The organism is Roseateles sp. GW821-FHT02E12, assembly GCF_059421665.1.
The window spans coordinates 855,965-873,002 of the sequence record NZ_JBWKVK010000001.1 but is presented as its reverse complement, the minus strand read 5'-3'; the positions used below and the strand labels follow the sequence as shown (position 1 = coordinate 873,002).

The 17,038-nt window shown below is 68.2% G+C and carries 21 protein-coding genes; 11 read left to right on the top strand and 10 right to left on the bottom strand.

Annotated elements, in window-relative coordinates; genetic code table 11:
* The first annotated feature begins 8 nt into the window (after positions 1 to 8).
* Both AC07V5_RS04100 and AC07V5_RS04095 read left to right on the top strand, forming a co-directional pair.
* A complete protein-coding gene (locus AC07V5_RS04100; protein ID WP_495114315.1) occupies positions 9 to 593 on the top strand; it encodes a cob(I)yrinic acid a,c-diamide adenosyltransferase in 585 nt (194 codons plus the stop codon).
* A 15-nt stretch (positions 594 to 608) separates the two neighbouring features.
* Complete coding sequence (locus AC07V5_RS04095; protein WP_495114313.1) at positions 609 to 1,025, top strand: GFA family protein; 417 nt, start codon at positions 609 to 611, stop codon at positions 1,023 to 1,025.
* Here AC07V5_RS04095 and AC07V5_RS04090 read toward each other — a convergent pair.
* From AC07V5_RS04090 to AC07V5_RS04075, 4 genes are all read right to left on the bottom strand, one after another.
* Positions 1,022 to 1,327: a hypothetical protein gene (locus AC07V5_RS04090; RefSeq protein WP_495114312.1), complete on the bottom strand. Its 306-nt coding sequence runs from the start codon at positions 1,325 to 1,327 to the stop codon at positions 1,022 to 1,024. The genes AC07V5_RS04095 and AC07V5_RS04090 overlap by 4 nt on opposite strands.
* A complete protein-coding gene (locus AC07V5_RS04085) occupies positions 1,324 to 1,710 on the bottom strand; it encodes a phage holin family protein (RefSeq protein WP_495114311.1) in 387 nt (128 codons plus the stop codon). Before AC07V5_RS04085 ends, AC07V5_RS04090 begins: the two co-directional genes overlap by 4 nt.
* Before the next feature lie 7 nt (positions 1,711 to 1,717).
* On the bottom strand, positions 1,718 to 2,026 hold the full coding sequence (locus tag AC07V5_RS04080) for an ElaB/YgaM/YqjD family protein (protein ID WP_495114310.1): 309 nt from the start codon (positions 2,024 to 2,026) through the stop codon (positions 1,718 to 1,720).
* Positions 2,027 to 2,118: 92 nt separating this feature from the next.
* On the bottom strand, positions 2,119 to 3,096 hold the full coding sequence (locus AC07V5_RS04075; RefSeq protein ID WP_495114309.1) for a helix-turn-helix transcriptional regulator: 978 nt from the start codon (positions 3,094 to 3,096) through the stop codon (positions 2,119 to 2,121).
* Positions 3,097 to 3,219: 123 nt separating this feature from the next.
* Here AC07V5_RS04075 and AC07V5_RS04070 point away from each other — a divergent pair, with 123 nt between their 5' ends.
* Positions 3,220 to 4,263 carry a hypothetical protein gene (locus AC07V5_RS04070; protein WP_495114308.1) on the top strand — a complete coding sequence of 348 codons (1,044 nt, stop codon included), beginning with the start codon at positions 3,220 to 3,222 and terminating at the stop codon, positions 4,261 to 4,263.
* Positions 4,264 to 4,372: 109 nt separating this feature from the next.
* Complete coding sequence (locus AC07V5_RS04065) at positions 4,373 to 5,128, top strand: PEP-CTERM sorting domain-containing protein (protein WP_495114307.1); 756 nt, start codon at positions 4,373 to 4,375, stop codon at positions 5,126 to 5,128.
* A 59-nt stretch (positions 5,129 to 5,187) separates the two neighbouring features.
* On the opposite strand, the gene AC07V5_RS04060 is transcribed toward AC07V5_RS04065, so the two are convergent.
* The 3 genes from AC07V5_RS04060 to AC07V5_RS04050 all read right to left on the bottom strand — a co-directional run bounded on the left by AC07V5_RS04060 (position 5,188) and on the right by AC07V5_RS04050 (position 6,772).
* Positions 5,188 to 5,706 carry a GNAT family N-acetyltransferase gene (locus AC07V5_RS04060; protein ID WP_495114306.1) on the bottom strand — a complete coding sequence of 173 codons (519 nt, stop codon included), beginning with the start codon at positions 5,704 to 5,706 and terminating at the stop codon, positions 5,188 to 5,190.
* Between the two features lie 98 nt (positions 5,707 to 5,804).
* Entirely contained in the window at positions 5,805 to 6,449 is a 645-nt protein-coding gene (locus AC07V5_RS04055) for a 3'-5' exonuclease (RefSeq protein WP_495114305.1), read from the bottom strand.
* Between the two features lie 11 nt (positions 6,450 to 6,460).
* Positions 6,461 to 6,772 carry a nucleotide pyrophosphohydrolase gene (locus AC07V5_RS04050; protein WP_495114304.1) on the bottom strand — a complete coding sequence of 104 codons (312 nt, stop codon included), beginning with the start codon at positions 6,770 to 6,772 and terminating at the stop codon, positions 6,461 to 6,463.
* 370 nt (positions 6,773 to 7,142) lie between these two features.
* Between AC07V5_RS04050 and AC07V5_RS04045 the strand changes: the two genes are divergently transcribed.
* The 5 genes from AC07V5_RS04045 to AC07V5_RS04025 all read left to right on the top strand — a co-directional run bounded on the left by AC07V5_RS04045 (position 7,143) and on the right by AC07V5_RS04025 (position 10,727).
* On the top strand, positions 7,143 to 8,309 hold the full coding sequence (locus AC07V5_RS04045; protein WP_495114303.1) for an SGNH/GDSL hydrolase family protein: 1,167 nt from the start codon (positions 7,143 to 7,145) through the stop codon (positions 8,307 to 8,309).
* A gap of 28 nt (positions 8,310 to 8,337) precedes the next feature.
* Positions 8,338 to 9,015, top strand: coding sequence for an OmpW/AlkL family protein (locus tag AC07V5_RS04040; RefSeq protein ID WP_495114302.1), 678 nt, complete (start codon positions 8,338 to 8,340; stop codon positions 9,013 to 9,015).
* A 97-nt stretch (positions 9,016 to 9,112) separates the two neighbouring features.
* Complete coding sequence (locus tag AC07V5_RS04035) at positions 9,113 to 9,835, top strand: DUF1223 domain-containing protein (RefSeq protein ID WP_495114301.1); 723 nt, start codon at positions 9,113 to 9,115, stop codon at positions 9,833 to 9,835.
* 96 nt (positions 9,836 to 9,931) lie between these two features.
* Positions 9,932 to 10,333 (top strand): hypothetical protein, encoded by a 402-nt coding sequence (locus tag AC07V5_RS04030; RefSeq protein WP_495114300.1) that lies wholly within the window; start codon positions 9,932 to 9,934, stop codon positions 10,331 to 10,333.
* A 64-nt stretch (positions 10,334 to 10,397) separates the two neighbouring features.
* Positions 10,398 to 10,727: a nuclear transport factor 2 family protein gene (locus AC07V5_RS04025; RefSeq protein WP_495114299.1), complete on the top strand. Its 330-nt coding sequence runs from the start codon at positions 10,398 to 10,400 to the stop codon at positions 10,725 to 10,727.
* A 10-nt stretch (positions 10,728 to 10,737) separates the two neighbouring features.
* On the opposite strand, the gene queE is transcribed toward AC07V5_RS04025, so the two are convergent.
* Genes queE through AC07V5_RS04010 form a run of 3 tightly spaced genes read right to left on the bottom strand, consistent with a single transcriptional unit; the run spans position 10,738 to position 13,704 of the window.
* A complete protein-coding gene (gene queE / locus AC07V5_RS04020; RefSeq protein WP_495114298.1) occupies positions 10,738 to 11,367 on the bottom strand; it encodes a 7-carboxy-7-deazaguanine synthase in 630 nt (209 codons plus the stop codon).
* Positions 11,364 to 12,464, bottom strand: a complete 1,101-nt coding sequence (locus tag AC07V5_RS04015) for a 6-carboxytetrahydropterin synthase (RefSeq protein ID WP_495114297.1) — start codon at positions 12,462 to 12,464, stop codon at positions 11,364 to 11,366. Before AC07V5_RS04015 ends, queE begins: the two co-directional genes overlap by 4 nt.
* Before the next feature lie 52 nt (positions 12,465 to 12,516).
* Positions 12,517 to 13,704, bottom strand: coding sequence for a hypothetical protein (locus AC07V5_RS04010; RefSeq protein WP_495114296.1), 1,188 nt, complete (start codon positions 13,702 to 13,704; stop codon positions 12,517 to 12,519).
* Positions 13,705 to 13,828: 124 nt separating this feature from the next.
* On the opposite strand from AC07V5_RS04010, the gene AC07V5_RS04005 reads away from it, so the two are divergent.
* Together AC07V5_RS04005 and AC07V5_RS04000 are read left to right on the top strand one after the other, a co-directional pair.
* On the top strand, positions 13,829 to 15,187 hold the full coding sequence (locus AC07V5_RS04005; RefSeq protein ID WP_495114295.1) for an MFS transporter: 1,359 nt from the start codon (positions 13,829 to 13,831) through the stop codon (positions 15,185 to 15,187).
* 50 nt (positions 15,188 to 15,237) lie between these two features.
* On the top strand, positions 15,238 to 17,037 hold the full coding sequence (locus tag AC07V5_RS04000) for a GMC family oxidoreductase (protein ID WP_495114294.1): 1,800 nt from the start codon (positions 15,238 to 15,240) through the stop codon (positions 17,035 to 17,037).
* Position 17,038: the final 1 nt, after the last annotated feature.

Genomic DNA, 17,038 nt, shown 5'->3' with positions numbered 1-17,038 from the left:
CCGCCATCATGGGCAACCGACTTTCACAGATCGCCACCCGCACCGGCGACGACGGCACCACCGGCCTGTCCGACGGCAGCCGCGTCCCCAAGGACCACCTGCGCGTGCAGGCCATGGGCGATGTCGACGAGCTGAACTCCAACCTCGGCCTGCTGCTGGCCGAGCCGCTGCCCGACGACGTTCGGGACCTCATCGTCACCATCCAGCACGAGCTCTTCAACCTCGGCGGCGAGCTGTCCTGGCCGGGCGGCGAGCTGCTGAAGGACGCCGCCGTGCTGCGCCTGGACGAGGCGCTGGAGCACTACAACGAGCATCTGCCGCGCCTCAAGGAATTCATCCTGCCGGCCGGCACGCGCAGCGCGGCCATCGCGCATGTGTGCCGCACGATTGCCCGCCGGTCCGAACGGGTCGTCATCACGCTGGCCGCCACCGAGCCCATCCGCGCCGCGCCGCGCCAATACCTGAACCGCCTGTCTGACCTGCTCTTCGTGCTGGCCCGCGTGCTGAACCGCGCCAACCTGGATGGGCTGGGCGGCGACGACGTCTACTGGCAGAGCGAGCGCATGAAGCGCCTGGACGCGGCAGACAACTGACGCTGGAGGACTCTCATGAAAATCACCGGCCAATGCCATTGCGGCGCCATCCGTTTCACGGCGACCGCGGATCCTGCCAAGGTCTTTGCCTGCCACTGTGCGGACTGCCAGATCATTTCCGGTGGCCCGTTCCGGGCCGTGATCGCTGTTCCCGCCGATCAGGTCGAGCTGCAGGGCTCGCCCAAGAACTACGTGAAGGTGGCGGCCAGCGGCAACCGGCGCGTGCAGGCCTTCTGCGGCGACTGCGGCACGCAACTGTTCGCCACGGAAGCCGACGTGCCCAAGACCCTGAACATCCGCCTGGGTTGCGTGAACGAGCGCGCGCAGCTCAAGCCCACGGTGCAGGTCTGGCAAGACTCGGCCATGCCCTGGCTGCATGAGCTGGCCGGCGTTCCGGCGCACACGCGGGGCCGCGACAGCCCGCTCGCCTAGCGCTTGCGCCCACCCCAGACCCGCCATGCCAGCCAAGCCCAGCGCAGGCCGCGCCAAAGCTTGCCGCGGCGTTCCTTCCCCGCGCTGGCAAAGAAGGCCGCACCACTGCCAGCCGCGGCCAGCACGACGGGGTTGGCCAGCACATCGCGCCAGGACAGGATGCGCCGCACCCAGCCGTCGGCACGCTGGCCCAGGTCCTCCACGCTCAACGCGGCCTGGCCGCGCAGCAGCTCGGAGGCCAGCAGCAAGTTGGCCTTGCGCTCGCTGCGCAACGCGGGGTCGGCCGGGATCTTGGGGATCATGGCCCCGGCCGGCGCCTCAGCGCCTCGGCGTCCTCACGCAGCTCGCCGATGCTGGACTGGAACAGGCTGGCCGGCTGAGCGATCAGCCCCTTGACCTTGAGCACGGCGACGATGGCCGCCACGACCATGACGACGGTACCGCCGCCGAGGGCCAGCAAGCGGTGGCTGTCCCACAGCGCCACGGTGACGAGCACCAGCAGCAGCAGCAGGCCGAAACCCGCCAGCAACGCGGCCAGCACGGCCCACAGCAGCAGGCTGGCGATGCGCTCCTTCTCCTCCTGGGCCTCGATGGCGAACAGCTCGAGCCGGATGCGGCCCAGCGTCAGCAGCGAGGTCCCGAGCCGCCGCAGCGGCGCGGAGACGGGTTCCTTGTCGTCGCTCAAGTGGCGCTCAACGACGGCCGATCAGCACGCCAAGGGCAAGTCCGACGGCTGCCGCAGCGCCAATGGCTTGCCAGGGGTTGGCATGCACATAGTCGTCGGTGGCGACCGCGGCGTCCTTGGCCCGCTGGACGGCTTCGTGCTGGGCGTCCAGCAGCTTCTCCTTGGCACCGGAGAGCCGGTCCTGGATGCGGGCGCGCAAGGCCTTGACCTCGCCGTCGGCCTTGTTGGTGGTGGCCGTCATCAGCGCGTCGATGTCATCCATCACCGCACGGAAATCTGACGCCAATTTTTCCTTCGCCTGGGTTGCTTCACTCATCGCTGGCTCCTCGAGCAGGGGATCAAACACGCTTCAAGCCTAACGCGATTGATCGTCGCCGACATGACGCAGCGCAATGACGCGCACTTGTCCTACAAAGCCGCGACAGCCTGCCGCAGGCGCTGCGCATAGGCCTCGCGCAAGGCCGCCGGCGCCACCACCTCGACCTGGCCGGCGTGGCGCAGCAGGTCCATCAGCAGCTCGGTGTCGTCCACGTACGGCAGGCGCAGGCGCCAGCGGCCGTCGGGCAGGAAATCGCTGCGCTGGGCGGGGTGCCATTCCTCGCGCGACACCCAGGCCGCAGCCTCAGCGCTGAACACCAGCTCGGCCTCGCGCGGCGTGCCGCCGGCAAAGATGCCGTAGCCCTGGTCCAGTTCGGCCTCCAGCTCGGCCAGGGGCACGGGCTTGGCCGCCGTGTCCAGCAGCGTCGCGCTCTCGATGCCATCCAGCGCGAAGCGGCGGTAGGCGTCGCTGGCGTGGCACCAGGCGTCCAGATACCAGGCATGGCGGTGATGCACCAGGCGCTGTGGCGACACCTCGCGCTCGCTGACTTGTGCGTCCGCTTTGTCGCGCTTCTTGCGGTAGCGAATGGCCAGACGCTTGCGCTTGACGACGGCACTGCCCACGGTCTCGAAGCTGTCGCTGGCCATGCGCCGGCGCGCCGTGCCAATGAGCTTCACGCGGCGGCGCAGCTCGTCGGCCTCGGCGGCGTCCACGCCCAACATGCCGGTGATCTTGTCGAACATGGGCTGCAGGTGGCGGCCGACGACCCCTTGCTCGTCCAGGCCGGCCAGCATCTGCTGCATGGTCAGCAGCGCGTGCAGCTCCGCCTCGTTGAACCAGACGCCCGGCAGCTCGTGCTTGCCGCCGCGCCATTGCTGGCCGAAGCGGTAGCCGTTGTCGGCGGCGTCGTACTCGATGGGCGCATCCAGCCGCTCGCGCAGGTAGGCCAGGTCGCGCTTGAGCGTGGCCGGCGACACCTCCAGCGCCTCGATCAGCTCGGCGAATGACACGCAGCCGCGGGAACGGATCAGGTGCTCGATCTTGTAGAAGCGTTCGGTACGGTCCATAGGAGGAAGCTGAAAATATTTACAGTGGTTTTCAAGGTGGATCATCTCATGAGCCACCAGGCTCACAAACTGCTTGCAAGGCCCGCGAACTTCATCGGCGAGCCCAAACGACAGGAGTCCGACATGCAAGCCGTCATCAACGCCACCCCAGCCAGCCGCCCCGCCCTCGTCCAGTTCGACCTGGACATGGACGACGCCCCCGCGCTGGTCAGCGCCCACGAGCACACCGGCCTGGCCCTGGGCCGCGACTACGCGCTGCACGGCATCACGCCGCCCATCGCCCACCTCTACCCGCAGTCGCCGCTGCAGCGCGGCTGGCTGTCGGCCCGCGGCCGTGCGGTACGCACCCCCGCCACCCCCCAGGTCGAGCTGTGGCTGGCCCTGCGCACCCACGCCTGGGCACGCGGCCGCAGCTTCGAGGACATCCAGCTCACGCCCCACCACCTGGCCCAGCTCGACACCTCGCACTGCCCCATCACCCGCGAGCTGCTCGGCGACGACAACCGCAGCATCGACCGCGTTCGCGACGACGCCGGCTATGCGGCCGGCAACCTGGCCGTCATGAGCCGTCGCGCCAACCAGGCCAAGGGCAGCCGCGGCCACGCCGCCCTGGCCGACATGGCCGCCAGCTGCGCGGCCGGCCCCATCACCCGCATCGGCGGCCTGACCGAGGCCGACTGGGAGCGCCTGGCCGTGCTGAGCAGCTTCGTCACGCCGCTGAGCCATGAAGAGGCCGCACAGATCCCGCTGCGCGTGCTGCCGCCCAACCGCCTGCGCCTGTTCAACCCCATCCAGGCCCTGCAGGCCTTCGTCACCCGCCAGCTCGCCACGCCGGGCTGGAGCGCCCGCCTGGCCCGGCTGGAGGCCCTGCTGCCGACCGACCCGCTGCGCACCGACTTCAACCGCTTCCTGCTCGCCCTGGCTCCGCGCGTGCTGGCCGCCAACGAGCTGCAGGAGCCGCATGAAATCCGCTGGGCCCTCGAAGACGCCTGGGCCTTGCCGCTGGTGCAGAAGCGTTGGGCCCGCTTTGCGCTGCAGCTGACGCCCGAGCAGGCCGAGAACCTGGTCGAGCGCGCGGCGGCCAAGAAGCTCAGCCCCGTGCACGTGCAGCGCCACGACGACGCTACCGACGGCTGGGCGCTGGCCACGGGCGGGTATATGGCCTGACGACCCGCGATCGAGGGGGGTTGGCACAACAAGCAGTGATCCGGATTCACGGCGCGGTCATCGACGACGGCCAGAGTCCATCTGCTCCGCCATTCCACTGGAACCGCTCATGACCAAGACCCTGCTCGCGCTGGCCGCCGCCGCGCTGACCCTGCCCTCGCACGCCGCACTCACCTCGGCCGGCGATCTGACGTTCACGTCCTTCAACGCCGACGAAGACGGCTTCGCGATGGTGGCCCTGGCCGACATCACGCCCAACACCAAGGTCTGGTTCACCGACAACGAGTGGACCGGCTCGGCCTTCAACACGGGCGAGAGCTACTCATCCTGGGTGTCCGGCACGGGCACCATCGCCGCCGGCACCGTGATCCGCTTCAGCAAGGTCGACAACGCCACCCTGCTGGCCGCGTCCGTCGGCACCTTCAGCCGCGCCACCGTCTCCGGCAGCGCAAACTGGGGCATCAGCACCACGGAAGACACCGTCTACGCCTACCTGGGCACCACCGCCACGGCGCCCACGCTGTTCCTGAGCGCCGTCACCACCGGCAGCTACGGCACGGCCTCCGCCGGCTTCCTGACGGGCACCGGCCTGACCGCCAGCAACGGCGCCATCACGCTGAGCAGCGGCTCCGACTACGCCGAATACAACGGCGCCCGCGCGGGCCAGGCCACGTTTGCCGACTACAAGAGCCTGGTCAGCAATGCCGCCAACTGGAACGACCTCGGCACGAGTGCCGACGGCACCAACCTGGTCCCGAACACGACGGCCTTCACGGTCAGCGCCGTGCCCGAACCCGAGACCTATGCGCTGATGCTGTCCGGCCTGCTGGCCGTCGGCTTCGTCGCACGCCGCCGTCGCGGCTGATCAACACCCGAGAACGACAAAGCGCCCCGCGGGGCGCTTTTTTCTTGGCTGAAGAAAATTCAGACCAGCGAACGGTGCAGGCGAATCTCTTCAACGCGGGCGCCGCCGACTTCCGTCGTGCGGGCGCTGCCCAGCTCGCGCTTGAAGCCGGCCAGCTCGAAGAAGCGCAGCGCGCGTTCGTTGCGCAAGTAGCACCACAGCGTGGCCTTGGTGCAGCCCTCTTCCTGCAGACCGTCGCGCGTGGCATCCCACAGCGCCAGGCCCACACCCTTGTCCAGGTGGACGGGGTCGGCAAACATGGCCCAGACCTCACCGGTCGTGGCGGGCGTGCCCTTGTCACGGGAACGGTCGAAACCGGCGAAGCCCATGATCTTGTTGTCCAGATGGGCAACGATGACCTGCGGCTCGCAGAGGTCGATGGCTTCACGCCAGAAGGCCTGGCGCTTTTGCACCGACATCGCATCCAGCGCGGCTGCGGGTAGCAGGGCCTTGTAGGCATCCTGGCTGGCAGCGACGTGGATCTCGGCGATGGCCTTGGCATCGCGCAGGGTGGCGGGGCGAACCTGGATCACGGACATGGAACTCTTGAGCAATGGCACAGAACGAAAGGGCGCGATTGTCCTAGCCCGATGCCGACAAGCGGGGCCTTGACAGAATTTTTTCTGGGCGTCTGCTCTCAGGCCATCTCTCGTTGCGCCTTCACATGCTCGACAAGCGCACGTCGCAACCAGCGCACCGGCGTGCGCTGCAACTGGGCCAGCAAGGCGTGGTCGACAGCCATGTCGCCGAGATCAAGGGCAAAGCGGCGGGCGATCTCTTGCTGAACTTTCAGTAACAACTCCGCCGTCACGCGGGCATCGGCCATCGCCCGGTGGGCGCGGCCCGTGAAGCGGATGTCGTGGAACTGCGTCATCGCGCCCAGGCCATGGCTCTTGGCCTCGGGCCAGAGCCGCCGCGACAGCAGCACGGTGCAGGCGAACGCGTGAGCCGGATCGGGCGTGACGGCGGCGCGCTCCATCTCGGCCTGCCAGAAGCCCCGGTCGAAAGCCGCGTTATGCGCAATCAGTGGACAGCCCTCGGTGAAACGGGCCAGTTCGCGCATGACGCTCGTCGAATCCGGCGCATCGGCCAGCATCGCGTTGCTGATGCCGGTCAAGGCCTGGATATGCGGCGGCACCCAGGCGCCGCTGTTGATCAGGCTGCTCCAGGCGTCGACGACCGCACCGCCGCGCACCAGCACGGCCGCGATCTCGGTGGCGCGGCCGCCGCTGGTGGCGCCAAGCCCTGTCGTCTCGAAGTCGATGACGGCGATGGTTTCCATGCCTGCGCCTCTCAAGACTTGGGCGGGTGCTTGATGGCGTTCATCGCCAGCTTGTGCTCCACGGCCGCCTCCAGGTCCACGCCGCCGTGGTCGGCGATCTGCAGCAGGTAGAGCAGCACGTCCGACAGTTCCTCGCCCAGGTGGCGGCGCTGGTCGTCGCTGAGGCTCATGGACTGCTCGGGGGTGAGCCACTGGAAGATCTCCAGCAGCTCGGCGGCCTCCACCGTCATGGCCATCGCAAGGTTCTTGGGGGTCTGGTAGGGCTGCCAGTCGCGGTCGGCGGCGAACTGGCGCAGGCGCTGCTGCAGGGCGGAAATATCCATGCGGAAGTGTCTTCTGTATTCCTAAACGGTATTCAAGATTTGAAAGGTAGTGGTCGTAGTAGAGGGCGCCCCGCGCTGTGGACAAGGCCAAAAAGTCCAGTCGTGGCAAGCGCTTGGTCGAGGCACAAGCCTGTGTGCCAGGCCGGGTACGGACGTGTCCGCGTTTGGGCACAACTTCGAAAACGGCCCTCGGCCTGTGGATATCTATGAGGTTGTCCCAGCACCATCCACAGACTTGCTCCAGCCCTTCTGCGTTGTTTCTTTACGCGAACCGAGGGGAAAAACGAACGACCGTTCTAAAAAGCTGCGGCTAGAGTTGCGCTCCCAGAATTTGATGCGACCGTGCAGTGCTGTCGCCTAGGAGACAACGATGAAACCCTTCCTCACCCGGATCGCCGCCGCCTCGGTGGCGCTGTTGGGCAGCCTGATGGTGGCGGGTTGCGGTGGCGGTGCCACTGCCGACACCACCCCGGCGATCAAGATCTCGGCCGTCAAGGTGTTCGGCGACTCCATCCAGGACAGCGGCACCTTCGGCTACAAGTTCACCGTCCAGAGCGCCGACAACCTGATCTACGCCGAGCGCGTTGCGGCCAACTACGGCCAGACGCTGTGCAACTTCTTCGTCTTCACCGGCACCACCTTCGCAGCCAACACGGCCAAGACGGGTTGCACCAACTACTCCATCGGCGGTGGGCGCATCACCTACACCGGCGCGGGCGGCGCAGCCAACCCGCTGAACGTGGGCACGCAGATGGCCACGTACGCGGCGGCCGGCAGCTACACGGCCAGCGACCTCGTCATCATCGACGGCGGTGGCAATGACGCGGCCGACCTCGTCGGTGCCTACCTGACCATTCCCAAGGACGCCGCCAAGACCTACTCGGCCCTGCTCGGCACCCTGCTGACGCCCGCCCAGATCGGCGCTGCGCTGCAAGGCGGCGCCGCAACGACGGCCCAGATCGGCGCCACCTACATGACCGCCCTGGCGGACAAGTTCGCCGCCCAGATCAAGGCCAGTGTGCTTGACAAGGGTGCCACCCATGTCGTGCTCATGAACATGCCCGACGTGACCTACACGCCGCGCTTCCAGATGGTGCTGGACAGCATCGCCGCAGCCAGCGGTGGTGGCGCCACCGGTGCCGCGGCGCGCGCGCAGTCGCAGACCGTGTTCCAGGGCTGGATGACCGCCTTCAACACCCAGCTGGCCTCCAAGTTCGCCGGCAACGACAACGTCGTCGTCATCGACTTCTTCAAGGCCTTCCAGGACCAGGTGGCCACACCGGCCCAGTTCGGCCTCAGCAACGTCAAGACGCCGGCCTGCCCGATCAAGGGCGTGGGCAGCGATGGCCTGCCGACCTACGACTTCCCGACCTGCACGGCCACGGCCCTGTCCGCCGCACCGCCCGCCGGTGTCAGCGGCGGCGGCGACTGGTGGAAGAGCTATGCCTTCTCCGACAGCTTCCACCCGACGCCCTACGGCCACCAGCTGACCCAGCAGCTGATCGGCAAGGCCCTGGCCACCAAGGGTTGGCTCTAAGCCGCGGCCCCACACTCGGAGACCACCCATGAAAACCAAGATCCTCTTCGGTGCCGCTGCTTCACTGGCTGCCCTCTTCGTCACCGGCAGCGCCCTGGCGCAATCGGCCGGCAGCATCGTCGTCTACGCCGGTGCCGCCCAGATCAACCCGAATGTCGAGAGCGGTGACCTGACCGCGCCCAGCCTGGTGGGCACCAAGGTCGACGTGAAGAAGGCCAGCTCCTTCGTTGGCGGCGTCACCTACTACTGGACCGACAACATCAGCATCGATCTGCCGATCGCGCTGCCGTTCAAGCACGACGTCGTTGGCGCCGGTGCTATCGACGGCGTGGGCAAGCTCGGCACGGTCAAGTCGCTGCCGATGACGCTGCTGGCCCAGTACCGCTTCGGCGAAGCCAACAGCACGTTCCGTCCCTTCGTCGGCGCGGGCGTCACCTACGGCTACTTCTTCAAGCCCAAGTCGACGGCTGTCCTGTCCGGCATCACCGGCGGCACGCCCAGCAACCCGACGACGCTGTCTATGAAGAGCCGCTTCGGCACGACGCTGGAACTGGGTGGCGCCTACAACGTCACCAAGGACTGGTCCGCCAGCCTGTCGGTCACCAAGACCTTCATCAAGACGACCGGCAGCCTGTCCACGGGCCAGACCATCGAAACCACGCTGGACCCGGTGTCCATCAAGTTCGGCGTCGGCTACCGCTTCTGATCGGGCTGAAGCCCTGTCACCGAAAGGGAGCCTGCGGGCTCCCTTTTTCTTTGGGTCGCGCTGTCAGGTTGAATCGGGTGCGCACGACTCAGCCGGCATGAAGCTGCATCTCATCCTGCTCGCCCTGGCCATCCCCGTCATCGTGTCCGCCCAGACCTGCCCCGGCGCCACCACCGTGCAAAGCGGCGCGACCGTGCCCCGCCTCGTCGAGCTCTACACCTCGGAGGGCTGCTCCTCGTGCCCGCCGGCAGACCGCTGGCTGAGCGGCCTCAAGAGCCAGCCCGGCGTCATCGCGGCGGCCTTTCACGTCGACTACTGGAACGGCCTGGGCTGGCCCGACCGCTTCTCCAGCCCGGCCTTCACGGAGCGGCAGAAGCAGGGCGTCGGCATCAACGGCGCGCGCTACGCGTACACCCCTCAGATCGTCATCAACGGGCGGGACTGGCGCAGTGCATCCCTGCCCGCAGCCAGCAGCGAAGCGGCGCGCGTGCGGCTGGCCTGGAGCCGTGGCAACAGTGGTGAGTTGAAGCTCAGTGCCGAGGCCCTGCCCGGCGCACCCTCACGCATCCAGCTCTGGTGGGCTCGCGTCGAGGATGGCCACCAGAGCCGTGTGCGCGCTGGCGAGAACCGCGGCGAGACCCTGAGCCACGACAGCGTCGTGCGCGAATACGCAAAGCTGCCGGCCTGGGAGGGCCAGTCCCCAGCGACATGGCCCGTGCCGGCGAATGCAGCCGAGCCAGGCCATGCCAGCCGCTGGATTGCTGTCGCCGTGGATGCACGTGATGGCCGAGTGCTGCAGGCGGTCGAGATCGGTTGCTGACGCGGCCTGGGGGTCGTGCATGACGGGCAGTCCTCTGACACGGCCCGACGCGGGCCGCGATCAGACTTGGTCACCCTGGTGAATTCCTATCGAGCCATGCGATTCCAGAACTTCGTGATGCTGATCGTCGGCGTTGCCGCCTTGAGCGCCTGCAGCCGGCCTGCCGATGCACCCACGGCACCGCCCAATCCCTCTTCGGCCGCGTCAGCGGCTTCGGCGCCCTCGGCGTCCAGCGCCTGGGTTGGCCGATGGCAAGGGCCTGAAGGCACCTATCTGGAGATCACCGGCGGACCCGGGACCTACAGCGTCACGGTGCAGAACCTGGATGGACCACGCAGCTTCGACGCCAAGGCGGGCACCGACATGCTCGCCTTCACGCGTGATGGGCGGCTCGAAACCATCCGTGCCGGCAGCGGCCCCGAGACAGGCATGAAGTGGCTGGCTGACAAGCGCGATTGCCTGATCGTGAAAGCCGGTGAAGGCTACTGCCGCGATTGACAGGCAAGCCGAGTCGGTCGCCTCTTACCATGGGCGCGTGCCCTGTCGGGCACAGGAGCCAGCGATGAATCCAGCCGATCCCGTGCAGCGCCAACTCGAGGCCTACAACGCACGTGACATCGAGCGTTTCGTGGCCGAGTACGCGGATGACATCCAGGTCTTCCTTCCGCCCGCAGCAGAGCCGTTTCTCTCAGGCAAGCCGGCGTTCGCGGCGCACTACGCGAAGAACCGCTTCACGCTGCCCGAGCTGAATGCACAGGTCGTCAATCGCATGGTCAGCGGCGATACGGTCGTTGATCACGAGCACGTCACAGGACTGCGGGAAGGCGTCGTTGAAGCGATCGCCGTGTACAAGGTGACCGAGGGGCTGATCCGAACCGTCTGGTTCTTCTAGCGCAGCGGGCTCAGGCGATCCCCACCACCTTGTGCATCTGCACCGACAGCCGCCACTGCGGATGGCTCATGCAGTAGGCCACCGCCGCCTTAGTGTGCTCGCGCTGAAGCACCGAGTCCATCGGCTGCAGGAAGAAGTTCTGGAAGTCCAGGTCTGCGAAGCGCTCGGGCTGGGCCAGCGGCTGCGGGTAGACCAGCTTCAGCTCATGCCCTGAGGTCAGCACCAGCGGCGCATCGGCCTTGGGGCTGACGCAGATCCAGTCCAGCCCCGGTGGTGCGGGCTGGGTGCCGTTGGTCTCGACGGCAACCTCGAAGCCGCGGGCGTGCAGCGCGTCGATCAGCGGGGTGTCGAGTTGCAGCAGGGGCTCACCGCCGGTGCAGACAACATACGGCTTCCCTCCGCCTGGCCACGCCTTGGCAATCGCGCCTGCCAAGTCATCGGCGGTGGCGAATTTGCCGCCGCCCTCGCCATCCGTGCCGACGAAATCCGTGTCGCAGAAGGTGCAGACCGCCGTCGCGCGGTCCTGTTCGCGGCCGGTCCACAAGTTGCAGCCGGCAAAGCGGCAGAACACGGCCGCGCGCCCGGCCTGGGCGCCTTCGCCCTGCAGCGTGAAGAACAGCTCTTTGACTGAATAGGTCATACGGGGATCAGCTCTTCAGAATCGGCACGGCTGACGATCGCCCCCGAGCCGCGAGTCTCGTACAGGTCCACGCGGTCGATCTGCGGCAGCATCGCGCCGCCCTCGCGCAGCACCCAAGCCGCCAGCGACGCCGCGTCGCCGTCCGGCAGGTTGGCAATCTCGAACAGCGGGTGGTGGTCCAGCCGCTTGAAGATGGGGTTGAACAGCGTCTTCACGTCGCCGAAGTCCACGGTCCAGCCCATGACCTGGTCCAGCGGGGCGGCCAGGTGCAGCCGCAACGTGAAGGTGTGGCCGTGGATGCCGGCCAGCGGATGGCCTGTGGGCGCGGCGGCCAAGCGAACGGCGCTGTCCAGCGTCATCTCCTTCCAGATGCGGTAGCTCTGGCCGTTGAAGTTGGCACCGCAGCTGCCGGTCTCGTAGACGGTGATCCAGCTCAGCTCCGGCAGTTCGGGCTTCAGCCTGTCCCACAGCCAGGCCGAGATGTTCTCGCTGGTGGGGTTCTGCAGGCCGGCAATGTCGTTCAGGCAGCGGTAGTTCAGTACGAAATGCAGTGGCGCCCAGACCTCGTCGAGGTGGTCGTAGTCGATGGCCAGGTCGCGCTCGCCGAGGTCCGCATTCGCGTGCAGGATGACTTCGAAGCCATGGCCATGCATGCGGCCGCACTGGTGGCCCGGTGGCACGTTGGGCAGCTGGTGGGCCGCCTGGAAGCGATAGCGGCGCCACACGTGGGCATGGCCGGCGCCGTCCAGGTCCACCCCGCTGTGCTGGGTGCTCTGCACGCCCACCTGGGCAATGCCGGGCACATCGGCGCTCAGCCGGCTGCGCACCCAGCGCGCGAGGTTCTCGTCGGTGGGTTCGGCCAGGTGGTCGTTCAGCAGCGCGTGGTCCAGCGGCGCGACCGTGTCGGCCATGCGTGCCCGCAGCGCCTCCACCTCGCCGCCGGGGAAGGCCGCCCAGCCGGCCGGCAGCGCCGTGCGCACGGTGGCGAAATAGCTGTGGCCGTGCAGCCCATGGCTGCGGTGAGAGGCGGGCAGGGCGGGAATGCGGCAGGCCGATTCGAAGCCGGCCGAGGCGCAGTGCAGAACGGAAACAGACATGGCCGAATTGTCGCGCCGCGGGGCGGCAACCCGGCGGCGGCCTGCCCGAGGGTCACATCTTGGCGATCAGCTTGCTGACCAGCTCCGCCTTGATGTCCATCTGCTTGACCGTGCCGTCGATCTGCTTGTGCCCGGCCATGATCTCCTTGAGCTTGTCGGCGATCTCCTTGTCCTTCACGTAGTCGCGCGTCTCCTGGGCCACCTGGCGCACGATGTTGCCGAGGTTGGTCAGGCCGGCGTCGATCATCAGCCGCTCGTCATCCACCTTGCGCGCCTTGGCGCTGAGCTTGCGCTTGTCCTCCTCGCTGAGCTTGGCCACGTCCAGCGCGATGAACTGGTTCAGCTGCTTGGTGACGTCGGCGATGCTGGCTGCCAGGTTGGTTGCGCCCTGCGGGCCGTCCCAGAACATCACCAGCTTGTTCTCCATGGAATCCAGCACCTGCTGGCGCGTCTTGACGGCCTTGGTGACCTGCTTGTCCGCCTCCTGGATGGCGACCGACAGCTCCGTGTACTTGTCCCGCAGGCCGCCTTCGGTGCGGCCGGCGCGCACGATGGCCTCGCGCATCGCCCGCATCTCCTTGTCGTACTTGCGGGTCTTGAGCTTGGCCTCGAGGTCGACGATGGGGTCCGCCAGGCGGGTGATCTGCGGCGCCTCGCGGTTGACGAACTTCTCCAGGCCCTGGAAGTTCTTCTTCAGCTCCTCCAGCGCCTGGGCGAGGTCGTCACGGCCGCCGTGCGAGCCCATCTGGTTGCGCGCCTTGGCGCGCTCCACCAGGTATTTGGCGGTCTCGCCCAACGCGCCCATCTCCTTGATGGCTGCGGTTATGCGCTCCTCCATCTTGGTCAGCAGCCCGATGACCTTGGGCTTGGCCGCCTGGATCTCCTTCCAGGTCGCGGCGTCGGCGACCGGGTCGGCCTCGGCGGCCACCAGCTTCTTGCGGTAGATCTCGATGGCCAGCAGATAGCGTTCGCAGCCGACCTTGGATTCCTTGGCCAGCGTGCCGCAGCTCTGCTTGGCCCGCGTCATGGCGGCCTTCAGGCGCTCCAGGGCGTCGTTCGCCACCTGCAGCTCGACGATGTCCTCCATGACCTCGGGGTCCTTGGGGCAGTAGCGCACCCAGTCGTCCAGCGCCTTGCCCACGCCCGAGTCCTTCATCGTGACGCCCCGGTGCGCGTCCCACCATTTCTTGGTGAACGCCGGGCCGCCCAGCTTGATCGCGTCCAGATCCTTCTTGTCCATGACCCGCCTTTCGGCGCCATACGGCGCAAAGCCTTGGCTTAGTGGCGGCGGCCGCGGCAGGAGTTCCCAAGGTTTTTAGGGGGCGCTTGACTTGAACCTGGCTTGAGCTTTTAGGCTACGTCCCATGAACCTTGCTGACCCCGTGGACGCGGCACCCGCCGCGGCCGAAAGCCTCTTTGCCCCCGGCCGCCGCGCCGCCTGCGTCGGCGCCATCGCGCTGATCTCCATGCTGGCCTTCGAGTCCATCGCCGTCGCCACCGCGATGCCGGCCGTGGCCGAGGCGCTGCAGGGCCTGCCCTACTACGCGTTGGCCTTCGGCGCGACGCTGGCGACGTCGGTGCTGGGCATGACGGCCGCCGGCCAGCTCTGCGACAAGCGCGGCCCCTACCGCGCGGCGCTGGCCGGCCTCGCGGCCTTCCTGGCGGGCCTGCTGCTGGCGGGCTTTGCGTCCTCCATGCCCGTGCTCGTGCTCGGCCGCGCGCTGCAGGGCCTGGGCAGCGGCGTGCTGGGCGTGACGCTGTACGTCGGCGTCGGCCAGGTCGTGCCGCCGCAGCTGCACCCCAGGATGTTCGCGATGTTTGCGGGTGCCTGGGTCGTGCCGGGCCTGGTCGGGCCGGCGCTGGCGTCCTTCCTCGTGCAGTTCCTCAGCTGGCGCTCGGTCTTCCTGGCGGTTGCGGTCGCGGTGCCGTTTGCGGCGGCCATGATCCTGCCGGCCCTCAAGCGCGTGGGCACGGGCACGGGGGAGGAGCTGCGCTGGGGCGCAATGCGCTGGGCGCTGCTGGCCAGCGCGGGCGCGCTGACGCTGCACAGCGCCAGCCAGCAGACCGGCACCTACTCGGCCCTGCTGTTCACGGCCGGCCTGGTGGCCGCCGGCATTGCCGCCCGTCTGTTGCTGCCCACGGGCACCTTGAGAGCGGCGCGGGGCCTGCCGACGGTCATCCTGCTGCGCGGCCTCATCGCGGCGACCTTTGCCAGCGCTGAAGCCTTCCTGCCGCTGATGCTCATCCAGCATTTCGGCTGGAGCCTGACGCAGGCCGGCATCGCGCTCAGCGCCGGCGCGGTGACCTGGAGCATCGGCAGCGCACTGCAGGCGCGCGTGCAGCGGCCCGAGTCGCGGCGCCTGCTGCTGCCGGGCGGCTTCGGGCTGACGGCGCTCGGCCTGATCGTCGTCATCGCGCCGCTGCTGTTCGCGCTGCCGTCGGGCCTGGTCTTCGCCGGCTGGACCGTCGTCGGCCTGGGCATCGGCCTGTCCTTCCCCATCCTGTCGGTGCTGCTGCTCAAGCTGTCGCCGCCGGAGCAGCAGGGCAGCAACACCTCGTCGCTGCAGCTCAGCGACGCGCTGACCAGCAGCGCCGCGCTGGCCCTGGCCGGCCTGCTGTTCGACCCCGCGACGCGCCAGGTCTTGCCGGTGCTGCTGCTGGCCTTGGGGCTGGTGACGGCGGCCGCGCTGATCAGCCCTCGAGCTCAACCGGCGAGCAACTGAAAACGCTTTCGGCTGGTGGCACACTGCGCCGTCTTCCCCGGGAGAGGTGCATGGGTTTCGTGACGACGCGCAGCATGGCCAAGGACTACGACGTCATCGTCGTTGGCTCGGGCGCCGGCGGGGGCCAGACGGCCTACACGCTGGCGCTGGAAGGTGTGAAGGTGTTGATGCTGGAGGCCGGCCGCAACTACGACTTCCGCACCGAGACGCCGATGTTCCAGACCAGCGCCGACGCGCCCCTGCGCGGCGCCGGCACGCCGGACAAGCCCTTCGGCTTTTACGATGCCACGGTGGACGGCGGCTGGCAGGTGCCGGGCGAACCCTACACGCAGGCGTCCACTGACCCGCAGCAGCGCTTCGACTGGTGGCGCTCGCGCATGCTGGGTGGCCGCACCAACCACTGGGGCCGCATCTCGCTGCGCAACGGGCCGTATGACTTCAAGCCCTTCAGCCGCGACGGCCTGGGCTTCGACTGGCCGATCGCCTACGAAGACGTCGCGCCCTACTACGACAAGGTCGAGATGCTGATCGGCATCTACGGCAGCGCGGAGGGCCTGGAGAACACGCCGGACTCGCCCGACGGCTGCCTGCTGCCCGCACCGGCCCTGCGCGTGGGCGAGCGCCTCATCAAGAAGCACGCGGCCAAGCTGGGCGTGCCCGTCGTGCCCATCCACCGCGCGGTGCTGACCAAGAAGCTCGACGACACCCGCATCCCCGCCCTGCTGCACCCTGGCAACCCGCGGGCGCAAGCGCTGGTGGCCCAATCCATGCGCGACCGCGCCGCCTGCTTCTGGGCCACGCCCTGCGGCCGCGGCTGCAGCATCGGTGCCACCTACCAGAGCCCGGCCGTGCACCTGCCGCCGGCCCTGGCCAGCGGCAAGCTCGACGTGCTGTGCGACGCCATGGTCTTCGAGGTGACCACCGCCGGCGGCAAGGCCAGTGGCGTGCGCTTCGTCGACCGCAAGACCGGCAAGCACATCGAAGCCAAGGCCCGCGTCGTCGTGCTGGCGGCCAGCGCCTGCGAGTCGGTGCGCATCCTGCTGAACAGCAAGCCGGGCGGCCTGGCCAACTCCAGCGGCAAGCTGGGGCGCTACATCATGGACACCGTGGGCAGCGACCTCAGCGGCCAGGTGCCGGGCCTGGAGGCCCTGCCCGCCCACAACGAAGACGGTGCCGGCGGCGGCCATGCCTATTCGCCCTGGTGGCTGTACCAGCAGCAGGGCCGCGGCTGGGAGCAGAAGCTGGGCTTCCCACGCGGCTATCACATCGAAATCAGCACCGGCAAACGCATGCCCACCTCGGGCACCGGCGCGGGCCTGGAGTGGCTCACCCAGGGCAGCTACGGCGCGCGCTTCAAGCAGGACGTGCGGCGGCTGTACGGCAGCTTCGTCTACTTCGCCGGCCGCGGCGAGATGATCCCCAACGAGCAGTCCTACTGCGAGCTGGACCCCACCACCAAGGACCGCTTCGGCATCCCCGTGCTGCGCTTTCACTGGCAGTGGGCCGAGCACGAGACGCGCCAGGCCGCGCACATGCAGAAGACCTTCGCCGACATCGTCACCGCCATGGGCGGCCGCGTGCAGGGCGGTGGGCCGGAGCTGGACGGCAAGAAGGCAATAGCGCCGGGCGGCTCCATCATTCACGAGGTCGGCGGCGCCATCATGGGCGCGGACGCGCGCACCTCGGTCACCAACAGCTGGGGCCAGACCTGGGACGTGCCCAACCTCTTCCTGTCCGACGGCGCGCCCTTCGTCTCCAACGCCGACAAGAACCCGACGCTGACCATCATGGCCCTGGCCTGGCGCCAGGCGGACCACATCGTCGATCGCCTGCGCAAGAAGGAGCTCTGAG

Excerpts from the sequence above, each read along its gene's own strand:
- AC07V5_RS04090 (WP_495114312.1), bottom strand. The coding sequence starts at position 1,327 with ATGATCCCCAAGATCCCGGCCGACCCCGCGTTGCGCAGCGAGCGCAAG.
- AC07V5_RS04080 (WP_495114310.1), bottom strand. The coding sequence starts at position 2,026 with ATGAGTGAAGCAACCCAGGCGAAGGAAAAATTGGCGTCAGATTTCCGT.
- AC07V5_RS04005 (WP_495114295.1), top strand. The coding sequence starts at position 13,829 with ATGAACCTTGCTGACCCCGTGGACGCGGCACCCGCCGCGGCCGAAAGC.
- AC07V5_RS04050 (WP_495114304.1), bottom strand. The coding sequence starts at position 6,772 with ATGGATATTTCCGCCCTGCAGCAGCGCCTGCGCCAGTTCGCCGCCGAC.
- AC07V5_RS04010 (WP_495114296.1), bottom strand. The coding sequence starts at position 13,704 with ATGGACAAGAAGGATCTGGACGCGATCAAGCTGGGCGGCCCGGCGTTC.
- AC07V5_RS04015 (WP_495114297.1), bottom strand. The coding sequence starts at position 12,464 with ATGTCTGTTTCCGTTCTGCACTGCGCCTCGGCCGGCTTCGAATCGGCC.
- AC07V5_RS04025 (WP_495114299.1), top strand. The coding sequence starts at position 10,398 with ATGAATCCAGCCGATCCCGTGCAGCGCCAACTCGAGGCCTACAACGCA.
- AC07V5_RS04095 (WP_495114313.1), top strand. The coding sequence starts at position 609 with ATGAAAATCACCGGCCAATGCCATTGCGGCGCCATCCGTTTCACGGCG.
- AC07V5_RS04070 (WP_495114308.1), top strand. The coding sequence starts at position 3,220 with ATGCAAGCCGTCATCAACGCCACCCCAGCCAGCCGCCCCGCCCTCGTC.
- AC07V5_RS04035 (WP_495114301.1), top strand. The coding sequence starts at position 9,113 with ATGAAGCTGCATCTCATCCTGCTCGCCCTGGCCATCCCCGTCATCGTG.
- AC07V5_RS04075 (WP_495114309.1), bottom strand. The coding sequence starts at position 3,096 with ATGGACCGTACCGAACGCTTCTACAAGATCGAGCACCTGATCCGTTCC.
- AC07V5_RS04000 (WP_495114294.1), top strand. The coding sequence starts at position 15,238 with ATGGGTTTCGTGACGACGCGCAGCATGGCCAAGGACTACGACGTCATC.
- AC07V5_RS04060 (WP_495114306.1), bottom strand. The coding sequence starts at position 5,706 with ATGTCCGTGATCCAGGTTCGCCCCGCCACCCTGCGCGATGCCAAGGCC.
- AC07V5_RS04045 (WP_495114303.1), top strand. The coding sequence starts at position 7,143 with ATGAAACCCTTCCTCACCCGGATCGCCGCCGCCTCGGTGGCGCTGTTG.
- AC07V5_RS04065 (WP_495114307.1), top strand. The coding sequence starts at position 4,373 with ATGACCAAGACCCTGCTCGCGCTGGCCGCCGCCGCGCTGACCCTGCCC.
- AC07V5_RS04030 (WP_495114300.1), top strand. The coding sequence starts at position 9,932 with ATGCGATTCCAGAACTTCGTGATGCTGATCGTCGGCGTTGCCGCCTTG.
- AC07V5_RS04040 (WP_495114302.1), top strand. The coding sequence starts at position 8,338 with ATGAAAACCAAGATCCTCTTCGGTGCCGCTGCTTCACTGGCTGCCCTC.
- AC07V5_RS04100 (WP_495114315.1), top strand. The coding sequence starts at position 9 with ATGGGCAACCGACTTTCACAGATCGCCACCCGCACCGGCGACGACGGC.
- AC07V5_RS04055 (WP_495114305.1), bottom strand. The coding sequence starts at position 6,449 with ATGGAAACCATCGCCGTCATCGACTTCGAGACGACAGGGCTTGGCGCC.
- queE (WP_495114298.1), bottom strand. The coding sequence starts at position 11,367 with ATGACCTATTCAGTCAAAGAGCTGTTCTTCACGCTGCAGGGCGAAGGC.